Genomic DNA, 23021 nt, shown 5'->3' on the forward strand with positions numbered 1-23021 from the left:
CTGCCGGTTTGCGTGCGTGCAATTCCGGTCAGCGTGGCCAGCTGTTGTAGACAGTCTCGTTCGCACCTGCCCAAGAGTCCAGAGGGTGGGCTGTTGATTATTTGCCGAGGATCTCCCGGGCAACCCGCTGGGCCTCGATCTCCTCGGGGGCAACGGTGGTTCCGCGGAGGAAACCGGCGGCGGCCATGATGTGCCGCAGCTCAGCTTCCGTGCGCGGCGGATTCACCCCGTGGTGTGCCATGGCATGACAGTTGGGGCACAGCGGGACCAGGTCCGTGAGCGGGTCCAGCAGATAGCCGCCGCCAAGCTGGGACGCCGGCACCACATGGTGGACGTCGATAAAGTCCTTGCCGAGTTCCCCGTACGCCAGCTCGAAGGAGAACCCGCACGCCGCGCAGTTGGTGCCGCGGTGCGCGATGCAGGCCCGCCGCGCCACGGGGTCGTGCTCGTAGCGGTTGGCGGTGACACGCACGACGGCGGCATCCGGGTAGGTGCCGGGCACAGGCTGGGTGGGGTCCGGTCCCTGCGCCGGCCCGTGAGTGGCCCAAACGCTGCGGATGGCCGCCGCATCGCCGGGCCCGAGCTCGATTCCCTCGGTTTCGGCAGTGTCCCACGCGACGCCAGGCACCGCTTCGTCGAGGACCGCCGCGGGCACGTGGTCGCCCAGCGGCAGGAGCGCATCGTAGGCCACCTGCACGGTGAATTCAGGCTGATCCGGGATGGGCGCGGACTCCGACAGGACTAGGCCATGGCCGATCAAACCGGGACCGTGCGCTCCCAGCAGGACCAGCCACACGCCAGCGCCGGCGGCAACGCTCCGGCCCACGTTCCAGGGCTCCAGGCGCAGCCCGGTCAGGGTGACCTGTTCAACAACGGCCGCGTAATTCCAGCGGTTCCGGCCGGCCGGGTCCCAGCCCAGGATGATGTCGCTCATGGGGCCATTGTTGCAGGCTCCATGGCCTGTGCGGCCTTTGGCGCGAACGTACAGTTGAGGCCCTAAATTCCAACAGGAAAGGGCCTCAACTGTATGTTCGCGCTAAGTGGCGGGGGTTTCGACAGGCTCAACCAGCGACCGGCGTGGTCACCGGGCAGGCGGCGACCACCGGGTGGTCCAGGCCCAGGTTCCCCAGGCCGGCGGCGCCCTGCGGGGACCCCAGCTCGTCGAAGAACTCCACGTTGGCCCGGATATAGTCGGCCCATTCATCCGGGACGTCGTCCGAGTAGTAGATGGCCTCCACGGGGCACACCGGATCGCAGGCCCCGCAGTCCACGCACTCGGACGGGTGGATGTAGAGCGAGCGTTCGCCTTCGTAGATGCAGTCCACCGGGCATTCCTCGATGCACGCCTTGTCCTTCACATCCACACACGGCTGCGCGATCACGTATGTCACGGCTGGCTACACACCCGTGTAAACGGTCTTGCCCCAGGTGAAGAAGTCCAGCGCGGACCGGCCCTGCTCGCGGAACGTATTGGTGGAGGAGTCCTTGACACCGCCGAACGGCACGTTCAGGTCCAGGCCCGCCGTCGGCCGGTTGACCTTGATCACGCCTGCCTGCGCCCGGGCGGCGAAGTCCGTGGCGCGTGCCAGGGAGTCGGTGCAGATGCCGGCGGTCAGGCCGTAGCGGGAGTCGTTGATGGCTGCGAGTCCGGCCTCGTAGTCGTCCACTTCCAGGACTGTCACCACGGGCCCGAAGATCTCCTCGGTCACGGCGGCGTCGTCGAACGGCAGATCGGTGAGCACGGCGGCCGGGAAGAAAAGCGCGCCGGCGGAGTCGCCGTCGTACGCTCCGTGCAGGAGGGTGGCTCCGCGTTCGACGGCGGTGCGCACCGCCGCCTGGTCCTGCTCGAACTGCTGCCTGCTCACCACGGCCCCCATCCGGACAGCGTCGGGGCCGGCAGCTTCGAGGCCGTCGCCGACGGTGTATGCGGCGGCTTCCTCGGTCAGGGCCTCGAGGAACGCGGCCCGGACGCCGGGCGTGACGTACACGCGGGACGTGGCGGTGCACGCCTGGCCTGTGAGCCCGAAGGCGCCGGCGGCGACCACCTGGGCGGCCTTGCGGGGATCGGCGTCGTCGAGGACCAGGACGCCGTTTTTGCCGCCCATTTCCAGCTGGACGCGGGCGCGCCGTGCGTTGAGGATTTCCTGCAGGCCGAGTCCCACATTGGTGGAACCGGTGAAGGAAAGTCCGGCGATGCGCGGGTCGCGGGCCAGGGCGTCGCCCACCACGCGGCCCTTGCCGTGCACCACGTTGAACACGCCGGCGGGGAGTCCGGCGTCCTGCAGCGCCCGGGCCAGGTGGGTGGCGGAGAGCGGGGTGAGCTCGGCCGGCTTGATGACCACGGCGTTGCCGCTGATCAGGGCGGGGGCTGTTTTCCACGCCGGGATGGCGATGGGGAAGTTCCACGGCGTGATGAGCCCGACGACGCCCAGCGGCTCGCGCCGGGTGGTGATGGTGGTGTCCGGCAGTCCGCTGGGCAGGACTTCGCCGGTGGCGGCCCAGCCGAGCGAGCCGAAGAAGCGCAGCACGTCGGAGGCGCGCTTCACTTCGCCCTTGGCCTCGGCGAGGGTCTTGCCTTCCTCCCGGACCAGGTCTTCGGCGATGGCCGCCTGCCGTTCGATCAGCAGGTTGCCGGCGGTGATGAGGATCGCGCCGCGGGACGGTGCGGGCAGGGCCGCCCAGCCGGGCTGTGCCGCGGCGGCGGCCGTGATGGCCGCGTCCACATCTGCGGCGGTGCCGCTGGGGGAGAGGGCTGCAAGCTCGCCCGGGCGGGCCGGGTTGAGCCGCTCGGTGTCGGCCTCGCCGAGCCATTCGCCGTTGATGAGGTGCCGGGCGGTGATGAGCTCGCGGTCGGTTGCGGTGCCGGGCAAAAGTGCTGTGGAAGTCATGGAGTTCCTTCGGGTCGTCGGAAAGAAGAATGAGGGGTGAGCTACAGGCTGCGGATCAGGCCGCCGTCGCACCGGAGCGCGACGCCGGTGATGTACGACGCCGGCGCGCTGCAGAGGAACGCGGCGGCGGCGCCGAACTCCTCCGGTTCGCCGTAGCGGCGGGCGGGGATGCTCTTGCGGGATTCCAACTGGATCTCTTCCAGCGTGGTGCCGCGGCGTTTGGCGGCGGCGTGGTCCAGTTCGGCCACGCGGTCGGTCGCGATCCGCCCGGGCAACAGCATGTTGACGGTCACCGCGTCCAGGGCCACCTCGGCGGCGAGGGTCTTGAGGTAGCCGGCCAGTGCGGCGCGGCCGGTGTTGGACAAGGCAAGGTTGGGCAGGGGTGCGGCCACTCCGCTGGAACCGACGGCCAGGATCCGTCCCCACCGCCGTTCCCGCATGCCCGGAAGGACGCGGGAGACGAGCGCGTGGTGCGGCTTGACCATGAGATCGAAGGCGGCGGCCATGTCCTCGGAGCTCAGGGTGGCCGCGGCGCCGGGTTTCGGGCCGGGGCCGTTGAGGACCAGGATGTCGATGGTTCCCAGGTCCGCCACGGTCTGTTCAACGGCGGACTCGATGCCTTCCGGCGTGGTGAGGTCAGCCTCGATGGCCACGGCGTCAAAGCCGGTGCTGGCGTGGGCGCTGTGTCCGTGCACGCCGTGCAGTTCCGCCACGATCTCCTTCGCACGGTCGCGGCGGCGTCCGATGATGGCCACCCGCACACCTTCGGCCGCTAGGGCTTTGGCTATGGCCAAGCCCAGGCCGCCCGTAGATGCGGCTACCAGGGCTGTTTTTCCGGCGATTCCGAGATCCATCAGATCCTCCCTGCGGGTGTGGCTGCGCTGCTGGGGGCGGACTGCCCTACAACGGCCGCGGCTGCCTCACCCAGGTGGGTGCCCATGCTGAACCTGAGGTCTTCGGGGAAGCCGGCGGCCGGTGGACGTACGCCTGCGTCCCTGATGAGGCCGCGTTCACGCAGGCATTCCTTCCGGATGGCCAGGGCCACCTTCGCCTGCTGCTCAAAATTGATCAGCGGCAGGTACGGCAGCAGCTGGTCCCGCGCGGCCTGGTAGCCGTCCCCCTGCCAGGCCCGGACACACGCGATGAGGGCCTCGGGGTAGGAGAAACCGGTCATGGCTCCGGCCGCGCCGGCCATAAGTTCGTCCAGGAGTCCCTGCCCGCCCAGGCCGCCGAAAACGGACACCCTGCCAACCAGCGCGGCTGTCAGCTCGGCGATGGCCACACTGGTGGGTGGCGCCTCGGCTTTGACCGCGATGACAAAAGTGCACCACTTCACCACCGAGATCAGCGCCTTGGTGGGGATGCTGACGCCACTTGCCAGAGGGTAGTCCTGCAACACCACCTTGGCGCCGGTGGCCCGGTGGATGGCGTCCAGGTGGGCGATCACCACCTCCGGCCGGGCCGAGTTGGCCTGCACCATAACGGCCGCCAGGCGCCCGCCGGCCACGTCCTGCGCGGCGCGGATTTCCTCAATGGCCGGTCGCGTGGCCAGGGCAGTCACGCCCACCACCAGCGGGAGGTTTGTGCACTCGACGGCGATCTCCAGGACCTGACGGCGTTCTTCCACGGTGAGGGCTGCGGCTTCGCCGAATACGCCCAGGACCGTCAGTCCCGTGGTGCCGATGGCCTCATAGTGCTCCACCAATCCGGATAGGCTGTCCAGGTCCACGTCCAGCGTGCTGCCCTGGAATGGTGTGGCCACAACGCCCCACACACCTGGTGCCAGGGTTTCTCGCGTGTCCGTCCCGGTTGGGTTATTCAGTGAGTCAGTCATTGAATCCTCCTCTGAGTTGTTGGGCATCAGCGGCCAGGCCAGACAGGCTGCCGCTTTTCCTGGAAGGCGCGGACGCCTTCGGCCGAGTCTTCGCTGTCCAGGGCGGCCATAAGTGCCGGCAGCCGGAGGCCGCGGGCTTCCTTGGCCGTGAGGTGGCCGGTCTGCGTGACCATCTGCTTCACGGCGCGGACGGAGGTGGGGGCACAGGCCAGGATCTGGTCCACCCAGCGGTGCACCGCCGCGTCGAGCCCGTCGGCGGGAACCACCTCGTTGACCAGGCCCATGGACTGCATTTCGGCGGCGTCCGCTTTCCGGCCGGTGAGCAGCATGCCCATCGCCAGGGTGTGGGGGATGCGGCGCACCAGCAGGTGGATGCCGCCGTCGAGCGCCAAACGCCCCACCCGCGGTTCCGTCAGTCCGAACTTGGCGTTTTCCGACGCCACCACGATGTCCGCCCCGAGCACCATCTCCATGCCGCCGCCCAGCGCGTAGCCGTTGACCCGGGCGATGACCGGCACGTCCAACGACGTGCGCAGGCTGAGGCCGCCGAACCCGTTGGGGTCCAGCCCGGCCCAGTACTCCAGGCCGGTTTTGTCCACGGCGGCGGCGGACATGTCAGCCCCGACGCAGAACGCCCGGTTGCCGGCTCCGGTGATAACAACGGCGCGGACGCTGGGATCGGCCTCCAGCTGTTCCCAGATTTCGTTGAGCCTGGCCTGGGCGGTGCCGTCGACGGCGTTGAGCACGTGCTGGCGGTCAATCACCACCGTGGCCACGTGGTTGGTGATGGTCAGGGTGACCTGGTCTACGACGTTCGGAACTGAGACGCCCTGTTCCACAACCGCCGTCACCGCAGGACCCCCAGCTGCTGCAGGCGTTCGATGGTTTCCTCATCGAAGCCGTTTTCCAGCAGGACCTCCACGTTGTGCTCGCCGAGCCGCGGTGCGACGCGCCGGACGGTGGGCGGGGTGGCGGAGAGCCGGATGGGCGCGTTGAGCATACGCACGGTACCCACGCCGGGGTGTTCGGCCTCGACGATCATGCCGTTGGCCTCGGTCTGCGCGTCGGCCAGGGCCTGCTCCAGCGTGTGGACGGGGGCGTTGAGGAGGCCCTGGTCCTCCAGTTTGCCGGTCCAGTATTCGGTGCTGTTGGTGGCAATGCGCTCGCGGAAGATCGCCTGCAGCGCGGGCTTGTGCTTGAACTGCTGCTCCAGGTTGGCGAATTCGGGCCGGAGCGTGAGGTCCTCGTCCAGGCAGAGGGCTTTGGAGATACGGGCCAGCGGGTCCGGGGTGAAGCCGCCCACCATGCACACGGCGCCGTCGGTGGTTTCAAAGACGCCGCTGAGCGGCATGGCGCCCCAGTTGACCTCGTAGCCGCGGTTGAGTTGCATGCAGGCCTCCTGCATCTGCAGGTGCAGCATGGAGTCGTACATGGTCACCTCCACCTTCTGGCCGACGCCGGAGGTTTCCCGGGTGCGCAGCGCCAGCAGGATGCCCTGCATCAGGTGCATGCCGGTGATGTAGTCGCACAGGGTGGTGGGGTAGATGGCGGGCTTCTGGTCGTCCGATTCCCGCCGCCACATCACACCCGAGTAGGCCTGCGCGATCGCGTCCTGGCCGCCCTTGTGCGAGTACGGGCCCACGGGGCCGAAGCCGGTGCCGGAGGCCCAGATGATGCCCGGGTTTTCGGCCTTGAGTTCTTCGTAGCCGAAGCCCATCCGCTCCATCACGCCGGAGCGGAAGTTGCTCACCACCACGTCCGCGTCGGCCAGCAGGACGTGCAGCACGTTGCGGCCTTCCTCGGTGCGGGTGTCCACGGAGATGCTGCGCTTGTTCCGGTTGATGGACAGGAAGATCGGGTTGTCCTGGCCGTCCTGGTCCGGGAACGAGTTGCGTGAGATGTCCCCGGCGCCCGGGCGTTCCACCTTGATGATGTCCGCACCGTAGTCGCCCAGCAACTGGGTGCAGGACGGGCCCATAAACACCTGGGTGAAGTCCACGATGTTGATGCCGTCCAGCGGCAGCGGGGTCGAGGTGGGCTGGGCAGAACCTGCTGTGGCCGCGGTGGCGGGTGCCGCCGTCGTGCGTTCAGCCGTTGTGCGTTCCGCGGCGACCGTCAGTTCTTCAGTGATGGTGCTCATGCCGGCACCGCCGCATCGGCGTCCACGGTGGCGTTCGACGACGGGACGTCGCCCGGGTCGGCGCCGTGCCGGCGCATGCCCTGCTGGATGTCCAGTGCGGACACCTCGCGGACAAGGATGCCGTTCTCGACGGCGAGGGCAGCGGCGACGCCGACGGCCTGGCCCATGGCCATGCAGGGCGGGATCTCGCGGGACATTTTCTGCGCCTCGGGGGTGGCGGAGTAGTGGCGGCCGGCCACCAGGAGCTGGTCCACTTCCTTGGGCAGCAGCGAGCGGTACGGGTAGTAGTAGTCGCGGCCGCGGGCCACAGTGTCCGCGAAGTGCCGGCGCTGGGTGACGTCGTCCTTGGTCATGACGTACTCGCCCTGCAGCAGGCGGGTCTGGCGGACGCCCATCTGGGAGGCGACGTCCAGCATGTAGCAGTTTTCGAAGCCGGGCAGGTTGGCGCGGACGTAGTCCACGGCCTCGGAGATCCGGTCGCGGGCGGCGAACTCGGCGGCAGTCATGTCGGCCGGGTCCACGCCGTCGAAGCCGGTCATGTGCGGGGCGTTGCACCAGACCACGCCGTCGATGGGCGTCTTGAGCCACCACAGCTCCCAGGCGCCGCCGAGGAGGCGCTTGATCTTGCGGTTGATGGCGCGGGCTTCCTTCGGGTTGGCCTGCTCAAACGCTTCGGCTGCGTCCGTGTTCACGTTGCCCAGCCGGAAAACGAGGGTGGTGAGGTAGTTGTCCTTGGCGTAGCTGGCGCCGGCCCGGGAGGCGACGTCGATGTCGCCGGTGGTGTCGATGACGATGTCCGCCATGAAGGCCTGCGGGCCCAGCTTGGTCTCGCAGATGACGCCCTTGATCACGCCGTTGTCCACGATGGGGCGGGAGAACCAGGAGTGCAGGCGCAGGTCCACGCCGGCCTCGCGGACCAGATCGTTGGAGACGCGCTTCCAGCCGTCCGGATCGAACGCCGCGGCGTAGCAGATGGGCTTGGGGCTGGTGTGGGAGTGGAAGTCGAAGGTGCCGTAGCGGCCCCATTTGTTCCAGAGTTCCTCGGAGGTCTTGCGGTCATCGGCGGGCGGGACCACAGCGAGGCCCAGCTTCTGCAGGCGCTCCACGTACTCGGACACGATGCCCGTGACCGTGATTTCCTGGCCGTTGATCATGTCGTCCAGCACCAGGACCATGCCGCCGGAGGCGAGGCCGCCCAGCGATGAGTAGCGTTCCAGCAGGGTGACCGTGGCGCCGGAGCGGGCCGCGGTAACGGCGGCGGCCACACCTGCGGGGCCACCACCCACCACGAGGACGTTGGAGCGGGAGATGACCGGGGCGGTGAGGTCCGCCGTCGTGGTTGACAGTTCCAGCGAGCTGAATGTTGCGGGGGAGTTCATGGAGGATCCTTAGTTTCCGACGAAGAGGCCGTTGGTGCGGCGGGCGGCGAGGTAGAAGACGATGCTGAGGATGGACAGGACAGCCACGTAGACCGGGAAGACCCAGCTGAGGTTCATGGACTGGAGCCAGACCAGCAGGTAGGAAGCGGTGCCGCCGAACAGGGCGACGCCGATGCCGTAGCCGAGGGCCACCCCGGTGCCGCGGCAGTTCTTGGGCATCAGGGACGTGCTGACCACGTTGTAGAGGGTCATGTTGAGGACCAGGACCAGGGAGCCGCCGAGCAGGACTGCTGCGAAGCCGCCGATGCCGGGCTGGACGTACATCAGCATGAGGAACACGGACGGGATGGCCAGGACGCGGGTGATCAGGAACCAGCGGGACATGGACTTGCCGTCAGCGAGCTTGCCGATGATCCAGCTGCCCACCACCAGGATGACGCCCAGGGCCGTGGTGAGGGCGAAGACCGCGGTCGGGTCTTCCTTGAAGCCGCTGCGGGCGGCGCTGGGCAGTCCGACGTTCCAGGCGTAGTTGTAGGCCTGTGCTGCGCCGACCACGAAGATGATGGCCAGGACAGAGAGCCAGTGCTTGCGGACCCCGGTCCAGACGGTGCCGGAGGAGTTGTTGGCCATTTCCTCCGGACGCATGGTTTCGGGGAGCGCACGGCGGAGGTAGACCACCACGAAGCCGAAGGCCGCGCCGATGATGAACGGGACGCGCCAGCCCCAGTCAGCCATCACGGCGCCGCCGAGGGTGAGGCTGCAGAGGAAGCTGACCAGCGAGGCGAGGAGGATGCCGATGTTGACGTAGAAGGACATGATGCCGGCGACGTAGCCTTCGCGGCCTTCGGGGACCAGTTCCACTGCGTGGGAGGTGGAGAGCGGGGCTTCGATGCCGGTGGAGATGCCCTGCAGGATGCGGCAGGCCACCAGGATGATGCCGGCCCAGGCGCCGATCTGTTCGTAGCTGGGGCAGACGGCGATGACCAGGGTGGTGCCGGCCATCAGCATGATCGACATCAGCATCACCCTGCGTCGCCCGATCCGGTCCGCGAGAGTGCCGAGCAGGATGCCGCCTAGCGGCCGGAAGGCGAATCCGACGGCGAAGACCGCCAGGGCGTTCAGCGTGGCGGAGAGCGGATCGGTGTTGGGGAAGAAGTTGGGGCCGATGAAGGCCGAGAGGAGGCCAAAGACCATCCAGTCGTACCATTCCAGGGCGTTGCCCAGGCCCAGTCCCAGCAGGCCCTTGCGGACCTCGGGGGTGAACTTTTCGTTCTTGCGGGTGGGAGAAGCTGACGTGACTGCGTTGTCCGTCGTTTGAATATCGAGCATGGAAGTGTCCTTACGCTTACGCCTGCGGAGGCGTGGGAGGGTATGACGCATCGACGCCTGTTGAAGCAGGCGCTTGATGCGAAAGTGGCAAGGATTGTCGGCGGCCACAGTTTGTGTCCGGACAGTTATGGGAAAACGCTGGCGCCGCTTGGGGACGGCAGGATTACCACGCGTGTGGTGCGTTGACCCAGATCGCTACGCATACCTCTTCGTAGCTGTTTTTGTACCAGTGCGGGATCTCTGAGGAGTAGGTGATGGAGTCGCCCTCCTCCAGGCTGTAGCAGACGCCGTCCAGGTAGACATCCTTGCGGCCGGAGATGATGTAGCAGAACTCCTCGCCGCTGTGGGTAAAAGGGGTTGAACTGGTGTCATGACCCGGGGGAGTGCTGATCCACTGGGCTTCGATGCCACCGTTGAGGTCCGGGGTGAGCAGTTCATGCTCTGCTCCGCCCACGGATTCGCGGGTGACGTTCTTCAGGCTGCGCCGCGCGGATCTACGGACCACGGGGGATTTCGTTTGTTCCTGGCCAATGAAGAATCTCCCTACAGGGATATCCAGTCCGTGGGCCAGTTGCGCCAGGGTGGTGAAGGACGGGTTCGCCATGCCGCGTTCTATCTGGCTGACGATCGCTTGGCTGAGGCCGGTGATCTCCGAGAGCTTGGCGAGGGTCATGCCCTTTTCCTTGCGCATGGTGCGCACCTTGTTGCCGACAGTCGCCAGCAGGGCGCTGGTGGCAGGCGGGGCTTGGGTTGCGCTCTCGGTGGTCATCGCGGTTCTTTCGCTGGGTGATCTGACTCACATAACTATAGTGAATATTTTTAGCGAGTCAACGGTTCTTCCTAAGTAAAGTGAAAAAATTTACAGGAGTGTGGGTTGGGCAGGCGTAAAGGAGCCGGTGCAGCTGTTCGCGGAACGCGACAACTGCACCGGCAGTAGGACGAAAATTAGAACTTATGGATCATTTCTCATTCGCGGCTCCTGTATCCCGGTTTGTCATTTCCGGGCTATTTCCTCTCGCCGGACATGTTCCGTGAGAACAGCCAGCCACAGGCAACCATTACGACGCCCAGCACCAAGTGGGTCCAGTTGTCAGCCATGTTGAACGACAGGAAATTGGCCGCCGAACTCACACCGACACTGAGACCGAAAATGGCGAGGACGATGTACAGCGCGCCTGCCCCGATGAGGAAGTTCCGTGCGCCATGTTCGGTGCGGGACATCGCCCAGCCCGTGGCGCCGATGGCCAACTGCACAATATTGAGCAGCATGGACACCTGGAACAGGCCAAGGAACATCGCATGGGAATCAGGTCCCAGGAACATCAATTCGCTGTACTGAGTGGTGACGCCGGGGATAAAGCCCAGGACACCCACCAACAACAAGACAATACCTGCGCCGATGCCGACGTTCTGGACGTCAGCGCGCCCAAAATGAACGCCGTGTGCATGCGGGGATGCGGTAGTCATTTTTCTGCCTCCAACCATGATTGCGGACATTCCAATTTTACGGCGGACCTACGAAAAAAGCGCCGGATCAAGCCCGGATGGGGACTTCTGCCCAGCGACAGAACGGGGGTCTTCTGCTGGACTGGGACCCTTATGCGATCCTTGCCAATCCTCGCCCGTACCGTGCTTGCGGCCGCACTTGTGCTCCTCGCCTCGGCCTGCAGCGTCACGGTCCCGGAGGGCAGGGCACCGGCCGTCGGCGCGCTGCTGGTGAGCGACCCCCAAGAGGCACCCGGACAGACGGAACTCCCGACGACGGCGCCATCACCGGCGGCGGCCGCCCCGCCGTCGCCGTCCGCTGCTTCGCCGGGAACGCCGGCGGGCCGGCCCCTGAACCGCGCGGAGGAGCTCCTGCCCAAGGTGAATGTGAAGCCGTGGCGGGCCACACTGCCGGTGGTGGTGCAGTCTCTGAACAAGGACATGCAGTGCTCCATCGGGGCAGAAGGTGCGGCGTGCCACCTCCTTAGCGACGTGGCGCCGCGTCCTGGCGATATCAAGGGCCAGTGCTCCGGGGTGAGCCAGTACTTCGGCGGCTATGCGGTGGTCACGGTGGACGGCGGCGCGCAGTACGGCCTGTGCGGGGACGGCGTCTCGCCGATGGAAGCGGAGACGGCGGCCGGGCCAACGTTTCCCGGACCGTGGATGGAGGACGGGCACACGGTCCGGATCGGCAACATGGTGTGCTCGCGGGAGCCGGGCCGGATGGTCTGCGCGCACCTCCGCACCGGGCGCGGTTTTATGCTCAGCGCGGCGGACTACGAACTCTGGTGAGGCACGTCTCGCAGGGCGAATGAGCCTGTCGAAGCCCGGTCCGACGCCCAGGCCGTGACACCATGGGACACGATGAAACTGCGCGCTGATCAGACCGGAGACCGTGGCCTTCCCATGCCCTTGTGGCTGCAGGGAGGCCTCGAAACGGCGCAGGCCGCCATCATCTCCGCGCTCCTGGCGGTGGTTCCCATTGTGGCCGTCTGGGCCACGGCGGGTTTCCAGAACACCGCCTTTGATGCTCTGGCCCGTCTAGCCGGCCAGGGCTGGCTGCTGATTCACGGGGTGCCGCTGCAGCTCGCAGTTGTGTCCGGTGAGGCTGGCGCCGCCGGCCGTTCAGGCTCCGGCCTGCTGACCCTGGTGCCGCTCGGGCTGACCCTGATTCCGTTCCTGCTCGCCTGGCGCGCGGGACGGCGCCTGGCCCGTGCCTCCTATACGGACCAGCTGTGGCAGGCGCTGCTCGGGTCCTGGGTGGTCTACTCCGCGTTCGGCGCGGCCACCGCCTTTGTGTGCCGCACCGCCGACGTCGTTATCAACATCTGGTTCGCCATGCTCATCCCGCTGATCCCGTTCGCCCTCGGCATGGTGATCGGCGCCCGCCGCGAGGCCGGCTCATGGAGCCGGCTGATCGGTGTCGACGCCGTGGACTGGATCTCCCGCACCAGCCAGCATTCCCGCTGGGCGGGCTCGTATTTGGGTTCCGCGGCGAAGGCGGGTTGTGTGGCCCTTCTGGCGGCGTTTGCGCTCGCAGGTATGCTCCTGGCCGTGGACCTCTTTATCCACTGGAACCTGGTGATTTCGGTCTATGAAGCGCTCGACGCTGGCGCGGTAGGGGGTGCGGCGCTCACCATTGCGCAGCTTGGGTACCTGCCTAACCTCGTGATTTTTGCGCTGGCCTGGGTCTCGGGCTCGGGCTTTGCCCTGGGCGTGGGTTCGCAGGTAGGCCCGCTGGGCACCGCCACCGGCCCGCTGCCGTCCATCCCGGTCTTCGCTGCCATCCCGTCAGGTCCGCTGGACTACGGGTTCGTGGCCCTGGCGGTACCGGTCCTGGCGGGTGTCCTGGCCGGCTGGTGGTTCCTGCGCGAAGGCGAAAACCACTTTGACGAATGGCTCTCCATCAAGATGGACGCACGCTGGTTCACGGCCACGGTGTCCACGCTTGCCCTCGGCGCGCTGGTTGGGGTTGCGTCCGGGCTGCTTGCTGCCGCGCTGGCCTGGCTGGCCCGCGGCTCTGCCGGCCTGGGCCGCCTCACCGCCATTGGGCCCGATCCATTGTGGATGGGACTGTGGATTGCCGCGGAGGTGGGCATCGGCGTCGTGATCGGTTACGCGGCCGGACCGTGGTTGGAACGCCAGCAGCACGTGGATGAGGAAGCGGAGCTGAGCCGCTAGTCTTTCGTGGCGCCGGCCCGGGTGTGGTGCCTATGTGGCTGCTACCGGAGACCCGGCAGCGAGTTTTCCAGCTGGACCCGGCAATTGGAGAGCGCCTGGTCCGTGAGGGCCTGCCGCGAGCAGGTCTGGAAGTCCTGGACCTGGCGGAAGAACAGGGCCGTCGCCAGGATGACCAGCAGCAGGATCAGGGACACCACCAATCCCGAGATGGTGCCGAAGAGCACCAGCTTGGACTCCTTGAGCGTGGCCGAACGGACCAGCAGGAGGATACCCAGCACAAAGCTCGCGGCGGTCAGGATGCCGGTGAGCCAGAGGTAACTGACGTCGAGCTGGTATACGAAGAAGGCGCCCAGAACGGTGACAATGAAGATCCGGAAGAGGTTGCGGGTTTTGGCGAGTGAGCCCTTGGCGGCCTCGCTGAGAGGCTCTTTGGTCCGCTGTTGGCCAGCCGGTTCCGGGGTGTTGTTCATGTTTTCCAGCCTACGCGAGCGTGCCCATAAGCTAGACCCATGCGCATCGTAGTCCTCGTTTCCGGTACCGGGTCCAATCTCCAGTCAGTCATCGACGCCGTTAAGGCAGGGGAGCTGGACGTGGAAATAGCGGCGGTGGGTGCCGATCGGGAGGGGACCTACGGCGTCGAACGCTCCTCGGAAGCCGGGCTGGAGACCTTTGTGGTCAACTTCAACTCCTTCCCCACGCGCGACGAATGGGATGCCGCGCTGACCGCCCGGGTGGCTTCCTATGCCCCGGACGTGGTGGTCTCCTCAGGCTTTATGCGCATCGTCAGCGCCGACTTCATCGCGGCCTTCAACGGCAAGTACCTCAACACCCACCCGGCCCTGCTGCCAGCTTTCCCCGGCGCCCACGGAGTGCGCGACGCCATGGCCTACGGCGTGAAGGTCACCGGCTGCACGGTGCACTGGGCCGACGCCGGAGTGGACACAGGGCCCATCATCGCCCAGGAAGCCGTCACGATTGAACCGGGCGACACCGAAGAATCCCTGCACGAACGCATCAAGGTGGTGGAGCGCCGCCTCCTGGTCAACACGCTGGCAGAACTGGCCCTCCCCGCCGCCGCTTCGGCCCGCTAACCCCCACCCCGAGCCCTTACTCCACCCAACTAGGTAGCGCTAACTGTCGTTTTGGAGTCTCAAAACGACAGTTAGCGCTACCTAGTTGGGCAGGCGGGCGGAACCTGTGGATAACTTCAGCGAAGTTTTCGCGAGGCTGCCAACATGGGCAGATGAAAGTTCCCCGTCCGTTGCCGGATCCGCTGGCTGCGCTGCCGTTCACGTTGAAAGAAGCGTCCGACGCCGGGATCACTGAACGGCAGTTACGTCACGAGGGTCTGGGGCGGCCCACCCGTGGAGTCCGGGTGCCAAGGGCGGACCACTTGAGCGTTTCAGACCTGGCGCCGAGCGTCCGGCCTTACACCCTGGTGACTGAGTTCGCGGCAGCGTCGCATGCCTCTGCATTCCAGTTATGGCAGTTTCCGGGGTTCCTGCCGGGGAGCGATAATCCACTGATTCATATCTCGCGCCCGGACACGGTAGCAATCATGCGCCGCCCAGGGGTTAAAGGTCACAGGGGACAGTTCTTTGCCGACGAAATTGTCACCATGAATGGTCTGTTCATCACGTCCCGGACGCGGACTTGGCTGGATTGTGCCCGGAAAATGCGCATTGACGAGTTGACCGTCGTCGCCGATCATCTGCTGAGGATTCCCAGGCCTGATTTCGAGGGCAGATCCGAGCCCTATGCGACGCCGGCAGGCCTGGCGGACATGCTCGATCGGCACAAAGGTACGCCTGGCATTCAGAAGGCGCGCCTTGCCCTTGAACAGGCCCGGATCGGGTCCGACTCCGCGCAGGAAACCAAACTTAGGCTGGCTCTGGAGTACCGCGGCCTGCCTGAACCGCGACTGAACGTTCCTGTGGAACTGGGCGACGGCGTCGTACGTCAACCGGATCTCGCCTATCCGGAACAAAGAGTTGCAGTGGAGTACGACGGCGAAGGCCATTCCGAGACGGCGCAGATCGTCCGCGACATTGCCCGCGAAGAGGACTTTGCCAGGGCGGGGTGGCTGATGGTCCGGATCTCGAGACGGCACATGGAGAACGAAGCCCGCGCCGCCGTCGCCAAAGTCCGTTCAGCCTTGCTCAGCCGCGGCTGGTCCCCAAACTAGGTGGCGCTAACTGTCGTTTTGCGGGCTCAGAACGACAGTTAGCGCTACCTAGTTGGGGGAGAGGAGAAAGCTGGCTACTCGAGCCGGCGCTGCTTGGTCTCAGGGGAGAAGAACGCCATCCACAGGACAGCCACCAGCACCAGCCCGCCGGCCAGGGCGAAGGACGTGGCCAGGCCCAGCTCGGGCCAGAAGTAGTTCGCGAATATCAGGGGCCCAAATCCAGCCCCCAGCCGCGAAAACGTGGAGGCCCAGCCGAAGCCGCTACCGCGGAGCTCGGTCGGGTACAGCTCAGACACATAGGCGTAGAGCACGGGAATCGCTATCTGCACCACAAACCCGAACACCAGGAGCCAGAACACCGCGGCCGTGGGGATGTCCACCACAAACGCCACGATCACCAAAGTGAGGGCGGACAGTGGGCCCGTGATGGCCAGGATCCACTTGCGGCCAACACGCTCCACCAGCAGCGCGGCCACCACGACGCCCAGAAGCCCAACAGCCGCCATTGACGCCGTGGTCACAAACGCCTTGTACTCGGCGAAGCCCGCGCCGATCAGGATCCGCGGCATCCACGTCAGGGACAGGTAATACACCAGCAGGATGCTGAAGAACAAAGCCCAGGCCGTGGCGGTGATCTTCCAGTTGAACTGCCACACCAGCCGCAGCTGATGCCAGGCGCTGCCGGCGGAGAGCCGCGGGACTTCCTGCGCGTCTGGGAGGCTGTAGGCGCGCGGTTTGGCACCCGTTGCGGCCACGAGGGCGTCGATGACCTTGGCCGCTTCGTCGCGCCGGCCCTTGCGGATGAGGAACAGCGGGGATTCCGGGACGCTGCGCCGGACCCAGAACACGAGGAGCGCAGGCAGCACCATCACCAGCATGGTGAGCCGCCAATCGCCGAATACGGCCACGAGGCCGGCCGACACAAAGCCGGCGAGGGCCGCGCCCACCGGCCACCAGCCGTCCATCGCGGTGAGGACTTTCCCCCGCTGCTTGCGTGGGGTGAACTCACCCACCAGCGCATAGTCCACCGGTATGCAGCCGCCCAGGCCAAAGCCGGCCATAAAGCGGAACACGCAGAACCAGATGAAATCGGGGGAGAACGCGCCCAGCACGGTAAAGAGCGAGAAGATCAGCAGCGTGGCCGTGAACGCCTTCTTCCGCCCGATTGTGTCCGCGACGGTGCCCCACACAAACGCGCCTACGGCCATGCCGATCAGGTTGGACGTCCCCACCCAGGCCACTTCGCCGGGAGCCAGGGCCCAGTGCGTCGAGAGCAGCGGGATGAGGATGCCGTTGAGCGTAACGTCCCACGCATCAAACATAAAGCCGAGGCCGCCGATCACGAAGATCCTGCCCTGGACTTTCCAACGCCAGGGCAGTTCCTGGACCACCTGTTCGCCGCTGGGCACAGTGGTGTAAGTATTCATCGCAGCCTCCTGAGAAAACTCTAACGGTGCCCACTGACGTTCACAGTGCTGCCGGCAATCGGGGCAACCCGTGCAACACGATAAACTGGGCCTATCCCCACCAACCGCGGCACTGTTCCGCGAGATCAGACGGAGACTTTTTGTGAGCGTCACGCAGCCTGACCGTGTATCCATTGACCGTGTTCCCATCCGCCGGGCGCTGATCTCGGTTTACGACAAGACCGGTCTGGAGGATCTCGCCAGGGGCCTGCACGCAGCCGGCGTGAAGATCGTCTCCACCGGTTCCACGGCGAAGAAGATCGCTGCGGCCGGTATCCCGGTCCAGGAAGTCGAAGAAGTCACCGGGTCCCCGGAAATGCTGGACGGCCGCGTCAAGACGCTGCACCCGCGCGTCCACGGCGGGATCCTGGCGGACCGCCGCGTCCCGGCCCACATGGAAACCCTCGCCGGCATGGAGATCGAAACCTTCGACCTGGTTGTGGTGAACCTCTACCCGTTCGTTGAGACTGTGAAGTCCGGCGCCGCGCAGGACGACGTCGTTGAGCAGATCGACATCGGCGGGCCGGCGATGGTGCGGTCGGCAGCGAAGAACCACGCCGCCGTCGCCATTGTTGTTGACCCCACGTTCTACGGCTCCGTGGTCACCGCCGCCGCTGAGGGTGGCTTTGACCTGAAGACCCGACGCCGGCTGGCCGCCAAGGCGTTCGCCCACACCGCGTCCTACGACACCGCCGTGGCCACCTGGACTGCCAGCCAGTTCCTGGATGAAGACGGCGACGGCATTATCGACTGGCCTGCCTACGCCGGCCTGTCGCTGGAGCGCTCCGAGGTCCTCCGTTACGGCGAAAACCCGCACCAGCAGGCTGCGCTGTACGTGGACAAGGCAGCCCCGGCAGGCATCGCGCAGGCCGACCAGCTGCACGGCAAAGCCATGAGCTACAACAACTTCGTTGACGCCGACGCGGCCCTCCGCGCCGCGTTCGACTTCGCCGAACCCGCCGTCGCCATCATCAAGCATGCCAATCCGTGCGGTGTCGCCGTCGGTTCCGCTGATGTTGCAGACCCGATCGCCGATGCCCACGCCAAGGCCCACGCCTGCGACCCCGTTTCGGCCTTCGGCGGCGTCATCGCTGCCAACCGGACGGTCACCGCCACCATGGCACAGACCGTTGCCGGCATCTTCACCGAAGTTGTCATTGCCCCGGACTTTGAGCCGGAAGCCGTGGAGATCCTCGCCAAGAAGAAAAACATCCGCCTGCTGGCCCTGCCCGAAGGCTACGGCCGCTACCCGGCAGAAATGCGCCAGGTTTCCGGCGGTGTCCTGGTACAGATGAGCGATAAGGTGGACGCCGACGGCGACAACCCCGCCAACTGGACCCTCGCCGCCGGCGAAGCCGCTGACGAAAAGACCCTCGCGGACCTAGCTTTCGCCTGGACCGCCTGCCGCGCCGCAAAGTCCAACGCCATTCTGCTCGCGAACAATGGTGCCGCAGTCGGAATCGGCATGGGCCAGGTCAACCGCCTCGATTCCTGCAAGCTGGCCGTGGAGCGTGCCAACACGCTGGGCGTTTCGGTGGAGTCCGACGTCGAAGGTGCCGGCGGTGCCGCTGGTCCATCGACGACAGAGGCGAGCGTTGCACCGCAGCGCGCCCACGGTGCCGTCGGCGCCTCCGACGCGTTCTTCCCGTTCGCTGACGGGCTGCAGATCCTGATCGACGCGGGAGTCCGCGCCGTGGTGCAGCCGGGCGGTTCCGTCCGGGATGAGGAAGTCGTGGCCGCAGCCAACGCGGCCGGCATCACCATGTACTTCACGGGTGCCCGCCACTTCTTCCACTAATCCCCACCGGCTCCCTAACCTCGCAAGCTCGGTCAGGGAACCCTGCCGGCGTGGGCCCACCCACCGGCTCCCTAACCTCGCAAGCTCGGTCAGGGAACCCTGCCGGCGTGGGCCCACCCACCGGCTCCCTGACCTCGCTTCTTCGGCCAGGGAACCCTGCCGGCGTGGGCCCAACGTCGACGGCGCCCGTCCCCACCAAGGGGACAGGCGCCGTCGGGCTTTAACGGGCAGCTAGGAAGGACGTTGTATCGGGTCCGCGCCCCGCTGCATGAGGCGCGGACCCCCTTCCGGAAGCCGGAGCTCCCGGGGCTTTGCGGCGGCCATTCGCTGTTTGGTCCAGTACTCGAGGATCTCCTCGCGGGTCTGGCCCGATTTGCTGTGGCTGACGGATCCTTTCCCGTGTGCCTCGTCGGGCGAGGTTTTCCTAGGCTGCTGCGGCACTGAAATAGGCCTCTTCGATGACGCTGCCCCAGTACGGGCCGTACATCACGGGTTTCGGGCTGTAGCCGTAACTGTTGATGGAGTTCTGGAAGCCGTCGGAGCCGCTGCCGATGAACCACGGGCCGCCTGAAGAGCCGCCGGTCATGTCGCACGGGATTCCCTGCGTGCCGAACTGCGGGTTGGTCTTGTCCTTGGTGGCGGTGCCGGTGCAGCTCCAGAGCCGCTCGCCGTTGAAGGGATTGGCGGCGGGGTAGCCGTAGGCGGTGTACTGCAGGCCGCGGGCTTCGTTGAATGCCACGCCGGAGCCACCAACGGCGTTCTCCAGCAGCGTGCCGTCTTCTTGCGGGTCCATCACGGCAAAGCCGGTGTCGTAGCTGATATCCCCACCCGCGCTCCACTGAGTGGGCGTGAAGTACTCGGCGGCGGTCCACGCGCCGTAGGGGGCCACACCGTCCTTGTACTTGGGGACAAAAACGAAGTTAGAGGCGAACGTGCCGGGACCCTCGTTAAGGCAGTGTCCGGCCGTGGCAACGGTGCTCTTGTTCGACGCCGTCACGACGTTTCCAGAGCAGACGTAATTTTGGCCGCCGAGGGTGAAGAACACCTTGCCGATGTGGGCTACCGGGTCCGCAGGCTGCGCGAGCGTGGGCTTGCCCTGGGTGCCCGTGACCGTCGTTTTGGGCCCCTTCAGCACGCTCGCAGCGCTGGATGATTTACCGCGTGCCACCGCCTTGCTGGCCAGTACGTCGCCGGGAATCGCGGCGCGCATGCGGTCCGATGTCCAGTAGTCGGCTGCTCCAGTGCTGTCCGCTGCGGCTCGGGCAACCGAAGGTACCGTTTTTTCGTCCGACGCCGAGGGGGCAGCATGTGCGCCCCCGGCGCCAACCAGCGCAATGAGGGCAGCTGCCGAAAGGCTCAGGAAGCTTGCGGACAAGGAGCTGGTTAGCGTCATTATGGTCCTGTCTAAAACGGATGGGGGCCAGGGACGGCCCACGGCGTGACCCCTAGAACTTATCGACGCATGACAAATTTGTAAATAGTAGTGACGCCGCCGGTAGGGCCCGCAGCGGATGTGGATGCCCGCAGACTTGTGCCGCAGCTCTGGCGAAACCGGCGGCCGAAGGGTATTTTTCCTGTACAGCACGTCCGATCTGGGCTCCGGGCTCTCACTGAATTGGGGTCCCATCGTGATTGCTTTCTGGAAGTCCGCCAAAAGGTCCGCCGTCAACGGCCGGCATGTAACTGCTGAGGGTGGACAAAGTGCTTCCCCGGATGTTGAGGCCTACGCCGCAGCCGTGCAACTGCGTGACGTAGATCCTGTGCATTCGTTCACGGCGACGGAGGAGCTGCGCCGCCAGGACCTCAAATACGTACAGCTCTGGCCCAGTGACATACCCCACAAGCGGCGCTGACCGGATCCTCACCTGCGCCGGTGTCTCCCGGAGGTGAAGCGCGACGGCGGCCTGCCGCCACGGGTGCGCACCGCCGTCGGGAGTTCCACCATGCCCCAATCCGCTGTAATGCAGGGCCGTCCGGCCGCCCCGGTACGGTCCAAAGCCCTGTCCTCGGGTAAGTTAAGGGAGGTGAAATAGAACAAATTTCCAAAAAAATCAGCCGACCTCCAGGGAGACGCCCGCGCATGTCCAAGATTATCTATACCCACACCGACGAAGCGCCGATGCTGGCTACTTATTCGTTTTTGCCGATCATCGAGGCGTTTGCTTCGACCGCAGGTGTGGAGGTGGAGACCCGTGACATTTCGCTCGCAGGCCGCATCATCTCCGTGTTCGGTGACTACCTCACCCCGGAACAGCAGATCGGTGATGCCCTTGCTGAACTCGGAGAACTGGCGAAGACGCCGGATGCCAACATCATCAAGCTGCCCAACATCAGCGCTTCCATCCCGCAGCTGAAGGCCGCCATCGCCGAGCTGCAGGGCCAGGGCTACAACCTGCCCGACTACCCGGACAACCCCTCCTCGGACGAGGAAACGGCCGTCCGCTCCCGCTACGACAAGATCAAGGGCTCCGCTGTGAACCCGGTCCTGCGCGAGGGAAACTCGGACCGCCGTGCGCCGCTGTCCGTCAAGAACTACGCCCGCCAGAACCCCCACTCCATGGGTGCCTGGTCCGCTGATTCCAAGACCAACGTTGCATACATGACGGCTGACGACTTCCGCGCCAACGAGAAGTCCGTGGTCATCGCGTCCGACGGCACCATCGCCATCCAGTTGGTCCGCGAAGACGGCTCGGTCAAGGTCCTGAAGAAGCCGTTCCCCGTGCTGGCCGGCGAAGTCATTGATGGCACCGTCATGCGCGCCGCAGCGCTGGACGAGTTCCTGGCAGCCCAGGTAGTACGCGCCAAGGAAGAGGGCGTCCTCTTCTCCGCCCACCTGAAGGCCACCATGATGAAGGTCTCGGACCCCATCATCTTCGGCCACGTGGTGAAGGCCTACTTCTCCGAACTGTTCGAGACTTACGGCAAGCAGCTCACCGCCGCCGGCCTGAGCCCCAACAACGGCCTGGCCGCCATCCTGAGTGGCCTCGAGGAGCTGCCGGAGGACGTGCGTGAAGGAGTGCAGGCGCTCATCCAGAAGGGCCTCGACGACGGCCCTGCCCTGGCCATGGTGGACTCGGACAAGGGCATCACCAGCCTCAACGTGCCCTCAGACATCATCGTTGACGCTTCCATGCCCGCCATGATCCGCTCCTCCGGCCACATGTGGGGCCCGGACGGCAAGGAAGCCGACACCCTCGCAGTCCTTCCGGACAGCTCCTACGCCGGCATCTACCAGGTTGTCCTGGACGACTGCCGCGCCCACGGCGCCTTCGACCCCACCACCATGGGCACCGTCCCGAACGTCGGCCTGATGGCCCAGGCCGCCGAGGAATACGGCAGCCACGACAAGACATTCGAGATCCAGGAAGCCGGCACGGCGCAGATCGTTGACGGTTCCGGCGCCGTCCTGATCGAACACGAGGTTGCACCCGGTGACATCTGGCGCGCCTGCCAGGCCAAGGATGCCCCCATCCGCGACTGGGTCAAGCTGGCCGTCACCCGCGCCCGCGCCTCCAACACTCCCGCAGTGTTCTGGCTGGACGAGACCCGCGCGCACGACCGCAACCTCATCGCCAAGGTCACCGAATACCTCAAGGACCACGACACCGAGGGCCTGCAGATCGAAATCATGTCCCCGGTGAAGGCAACGGCCTTCACCCTGGAGCGCATCCGCAAGGGCGAGGACACCATCTCCGTCTCCGGCAACGTGCTCCGCGACTACCTCACGGACTTGTTCCCCATCCTGGAACTGGGCACTAGCGCCAAGATGCTTTCCGTTGTTCCCCTGATGAACGGTGGCGGACTCTTCGAGACCGGCGCCGGCGGATCTGCCCCCAAGCACGTCCAGCAGCTGCTCAAGGAAAACCACCTGCGCTGGGACAGCCTGGGCGAATTCCTGGCACTCGCCGTCAGCTTCGAACACCTGGCCACCACCACGGACAACGCCCGCGCGCAGGTCCTGGCAGACACCCTGGACAAGGCAACGGGAACCTTCCTGCTGGAAAACAAGTCCCCGAGCCGCCGCGCCGGCGAGCTGGACAACCGTGGCAGCCACTACTTCCTCGCCCGCTACTGGGCCGAGGAACTGGCCAAGCAGACCGAGGATGCGGAACTGGCGGCATCGTTCGCGGCTGTCGCCAAAGCGCTTGCCTCCAACGAGGACGTCATCGTCGGCGAACTGGCCGCTGTGCAGGGCTCAGCGGTGGACATCGGCGGTTACTACCGGCCGGATGAGGCCAAGGCATCGGCTGTGATGCGTCCGTCGGCCACGCTGAATAAGGTCATTGCGACCCTGAGCTAAGCGGAATCGAACTTTAAGAGGCGGCGCCCCGGGGAA

Annotated in this window: 21 protein-coding genes; 7 read left to right on the forward strand and 14 right to left on the reverse strand. The window is 66.0% G+C overall.

The annotated features are described in order from the left end of the window. Positions 1–97: 97 nt before the first annotated feature. The 11 genes from ACZY0Q_RS11590 to ACZY0Q_RS11640 all read right to left on the reverse strand — a co-directional run bounded on the left by ACZY0Q_RS11590 (position 98) and on the right by ACZY0Q_RS11640 (position 11037). Entirely contained in the window at positions 98–934 is an 837-nt protein-coding gene (locus ACZY0Q_RS11590) for an HNH endonuclease (RefSeq protein WP_463916967.1), read from the reverse strand. Between the two features lie 127 nt (positions 935–1061). After that, positions 1062–1391, reverse strand: a complete 330-nt coding sequence (gene fdxA, locus ACZY0Q_RS11595) for a ferredoxin (protein WP_463916969.1) — start codon at positions 1389–1391, stop codon at positions 1062–1064. 6 nt (positions 1392–1397) lie between these two features. Continuing rightward, positions 1398–2888: an aldehyde dehydrogenase family protein gene (locus tag ACZY0Q_RS11600; protein ID WP_463916971.1), complete on the reverse strand. Its 1491-nt coding sequence runs from the start codon at positions 2886–2888 to the stop codon at positions 1398–1400. A 41-nt stretch (positions 2889–2929) separates the two neighbouring features. Then, positions 2930–3742 (reverse strand): SDR family oxidoreductase, encoded by an 813-nt coding sequence (locus ACZY0Q_RS11605; RefSeq protein ID WP_463916973.1) that lies wholly within the window; start codon positions 3740–3742, stop codon positions 2930–2932. Then, positions 3742–4722: a dihydrodipicolinate synthase family protein gene (locus ACZY0Q_RS11610; RefSeq protein ID WP_463916976.1), complete on the reverse strand. Its 981-nt coding sequence runs from the start codon at positions 4720–4722 to the stop codon at positions 3742–3744. Before ACZY0Q_RS11610 ends, ACZY0Q_RS11605 begins: the two co-directional genes overlap by 1 nt. A gap of 26 nt (positions 4723–4748) precedes the next feature. Continuing rightward, the gene (locus tag ACZY0Q_RS11615; protein WP_463916978.1) at positions 4749–5573 is read right to left on the reverse strand and encodes an enoyl-CoA hydratase-related protein; all 825 of its coding nucleotides are present in this window, start codon (positions 5571–5573) and stop codon (positions 4749–4751) included. Then, positions 5570–6862, reverse strand: coding sequence for a CaiB/BaiF CoA transferase family protein (locus tag ACZY0Q_RS11620; protein WP_463916980.1), 1293 nt, complete (start codon positions 6860–6862; stop codon positions 5570–5572). The genes ACZY0Q_RS11615 and ACZY0Q_RS11620 overlap by 4 nt, the downstream gene beginning before the upstream one ends. Further along, complete coding sequence (locus ACZY0Q_RS11625; protein ID WP_463916982.1) at positions 6859–8241, reverse strand: FAD-dependent oxidoreductase; 1383 nt, start codon at positions 8239–8241, stop codon at positions 6859–6861. The genes ACZY0Q_RS11620 and ACZY0Q_RS11625 overlap by 4 nt, the downstream gene beginning before the upstream one ends. 9 nt (positions 8242–8250) lie before the next feature. Beyond that, entirely contained in the window at positions 8251–9570 is a 1320-nt protein-coding gene (locus tag ACZY0Q_RS11630) for an MFS transporter (RefSeq protein WP_463916985.1), read from the reverse strand. Positions 9571–9733: 163 nt separating this feature from the next. After that, on the reverse strand, positions 9734–10339 hold the full coding sequence (locus tag ACZY0Q_RS11635) for a helix-turn-helix domain-containing protein (RefSeq protein WP_463916986.1): 606 nt from the start codon (positions 10337–10339) through the stop codon (positions 9734–9736). A 236-nt stretch (positions 10340–10575) separates the two neighbouring features. Further along, positions 10576–11037, reverse strand: a complete 462-nt coding sequence (locus tag ACZY0Q_RS11640) for a DUF4383 domain-containing protein (protein WP_463916989.1) — start codon at positions 11035–11037, stop codon at positions 10576–10578. Positions 11038–11169: 132 nt separating this feature from the next. On the opposite strand from ACZY0Q_RS11640, the gene ACZY0Q_RS11645 reads away from it, so the two are divergent. Together ACZY0Q_RS11645 and ACZY0Q_RS11650 are read left to right on the forward strand one after the other, a co-directional pair. Continuing rightward, entirely contained in the window at positions 11170–11847 is a 678-nt protein-coding gene (locus tag ACZY0Q_RS11645; protein ID WP_463916991.1) for a hypothetical protein, read from the forward strand. A 72-nt stretch (positions 11848–11919) separates the two neighbouring features. Beyond that, positions 11920–13236: a cell division protein PerM gene (locus ACZY0Q_RS11650; RefSeq protein ID WP_463916992.1), complete on the forward strand. Its 1317-nt coding sequence runs from the start codon at positions 11920–11922 to the stop codon at positions 13234–13236. A gap of 41 nt (positions 13237–13277) precedes the next feature. Here ACZY0Q_RS11650 and ACZY0Q_RS11655 read toward each other — a convergent pair whose 3' ends face one another. Next, positions 13278–13706 carry a hypothetical protein gene (locus ACZY0Q_RS11655; RefSeq protein ID WP_463916993.1) on the reverse strand — a complete coding sequence of 143 codons (429 nt, stop codon included), beginning with the start codon at positions 13704–13706 and terminating at the stop codon, positions 13278–13280. A 39-nt stretch (positions 13707–13745) separates the two neighbouring features. On the opposite strand from ACZY0Q_RS11655, the gene purN reads away from it, so the two are divergent. Both purN and ACZY0Q_RS11665 read left to right on the forward strand, forming a co-directional pair. Next, the gene (gene purN / locus ACZY0Q_RS11660) at positions 13746–14327 is read left to right on the forward strand and encodes a phosphoribosylglycinamide formyltransferase (RefSeq protein WP_463916994.1); all 582 of its coding nucleotides are present in this window, start codon (positions 13746–13748) and stop codon (positions 14325–14327) included. A 347-nt stretch (positions 14328–14674) separates the two neighbouring features. Continuing rightward, on the forward strand, positions 14675–15421 hold the full coding sequence (locus tag ACZY0Q_RS11665; RefSeq protein WP_463916995.1) for an endonuclease domain-containing protein: 747 nt from the start codon (positions 14675–14677) through the stop codon (positions 15419–15421). 74 nt (positions 15422–15495) lie between these two features. Here ACZY0Q_RS11665 and ACZY0Q_RS11670 read toward each other — a convergent pair whose 3' ends face one another. Continuing rightward, entirely contained in the window at positions 15496–16848 is a 1353-nt protein-coding gene (locus tag ACZY0Q_RS11670; RefSeq protein WP_463916996.1) for an MFS transporter, read from the reverse strand. Positions 16849–16990: 142 nt separating this feature from the next. Between ACZY0Q_RS11670 and purH the strand changes: the two genes are divergently transcribed. Continuing rightward, on the forward strand, positions 16991–18685 hold the full coding sequence (gene purH / locus ACZY0Q_RS11675) for a bifunctional phosphoribosylaminoimidazolecarboxamide formyltransferase/IMP cyclohydrolase (RefSeq protein ID WP_463916997.1): 1695 nt from the start codon (positions 16991–16993) through the stop codon (positions 18683–18685). 424 nt (positions 18686–19109) lie between these two features. Here purH and ACZY0Q_RS11680 read toward each other — a convergent pair whose 3' ends face one another. Continuing rightward, positions 19110–20078 (reverse strand): trypsin-like serine peptidase, encoded by a 969-nt coding sequence (locus tag ACZY0Q_RS11680; protein WP_463916999.1) that lies wholly within the window; start codon positions 20076–20078, stop codon positions 19110–19112. A gap of 235 nt (positions 20079–20313) precedes the next feature. Here ACZY0Q_RS11680 and ACZY0Q_RS11685 point away from each other — a divergent pair, with 235 nt between their 5' ends. Beyond that, positions 20314–20538: a hypothetical protein gene (locus ACZY0Q_RS11685; RefSeq protein ID WP_463917000.1), complete on the forward strand. Its 225-nt coding sequence runs from the start codon at positions 20314–20316 to the stop codon at positions 20536–20538. A gap of 227 nt (positions 20539–20765) precedes the next feature. Then, positions 20766–22985 (forward strand): NADP-dependent isocitrate dehydrogenase, encoded by a 2220-nt coding sequence (locus ACZY0Q_RS11690; RefSeq protein WP_463917001.1) that lies wholly within the window; start codon positions 20766–20768, stop codon positions 22983–22985. The last annotated feature ends 36 nt before the right edge of the window (positions 22986–23021 follow it).

The sequence above is a fragment of the Pseudarthrobacter lactosi genome (genome assembly GCF_055412785.1).

Excerpts from the sequence above, each read along its gene's own strand:
- ACZY0Q_RS11590 (WP_463916967.1), bottom strand. The coding sequence starts at position 934 with ATGAGCGACATCATCCTGGGCTGGGACCCGGCCGGCCGGAACCGCTGG.
- ACZY0Q_RS11600 (WP_463916971.1), bottom strand. The coding sequence starts at position 2,888 with ATGACTTCCACAGCACTTTTGCCCGGCACCGCAACCGACCGCGAGCTC.
- ACZY0Q_RS11605 (WP_463916973.1), bottom strand. The coding sequence starts at position 3,742 with ATGGATCTCGGAATCGCCGGAAAAACAGCCCTGGTAGCCGCATCTACG.
- ACZY0Q_RS11610 (WP_463916976.1), bottom strand. The coding sequence starts at position 4,722 with ATGACTGACTCACTGAATAACCCAACCGGGACGGACACGCGAGAAACC.
- ACZY0Q_RS11620 (WP_463916980.1), bottom strand. The coding sequence starts at position 6,862 with ATGAGCACCATCACTGAAGAACTGACGGTCGCCGCGGAACGCACAACG.
- ACZY0Q_RS11625 (WP_463916982.1), bottom strand. The coding sequence starts at position 8,241 with ATGAACTCCCCCGCAACATTCAGCTCGCTGGAACTGTCAACCACGACG.
- ACZY0Q_RS11630 (WP_463916985.1), bottom strand. The coding sequence starts at position 9,570 with ATGCTCGATATTCAAACGACGGACAACGCAGTCACGTCAGCTTCTCCC.
- ACZY0Q_RS11635 (WP_463916986.1), bottom strand. The coding sequence starts at position 10,339 with ATGACCACCGAGAGCGCAACCCAAGCCCCGCCTGCCACCAGCGCCCTG.
- ACZY0Q_RS11640 (WP_463916989.1), bottom strand. The coding sequence starts at position 11,037 with ATGACTACCGCATCCCCGCATGCACACGGCGTTCATTTTGGGCGCGCT.
- ACZY0Q_RS11645 (WP_463916991.1), top strand. The coding sequence starts at position 11,170 with ATGCGATCCTTGCCAATCCTCGCCCGTACCGTGCTTGCGGCCGCACTT.
- ACZY0Q_RS11650 (WP_463916992.1), top strand. The coding sequence starts at position 11,920 with ATGAAACTGCGCGCTGATCAGACCGGAGACCGTGGCCTTCCCATGCCC.
- ACZY0Q_RS11655 (WP_463916993.1), bottom strand. The coding sequence starts at position 13,706 with ATGAACAACACCCCGGAACCGGCTGGCCAACAGCGGACCAAAGAGCCT.
- purN (WP_463916994.1), top strand. The coding sequence starts at position 13,746 with ATGCGCATCGTAGTCCTCGTTTCCGGTACCGGGTCCAATCTCCAGTCA.
- ACZY0Q_RS11670 (WP_463916996.1), bottom strand. The coding sequence starts at position 16,848 with ATGAATACTTACACCACTGTGCCCAGCGGCGAACAGGTGGTCCAGGAA.
- ACZY0Q_RS11680 (WP_463916999.1), bottom strand. The coding sequence starts at position 20,078 with ATGACGCTAACCAGCTCCTTGTCCGCAAGCTTCCTGAGCCTTTCGGCA.
- ACZY0Q_RS11690 (WP_463917001.1), top strand. The coding sequence starts at position 20,766 with ATGTCCAAGATTATCTATACCCACACCGACGAAGCGCCGATGCTGGCT.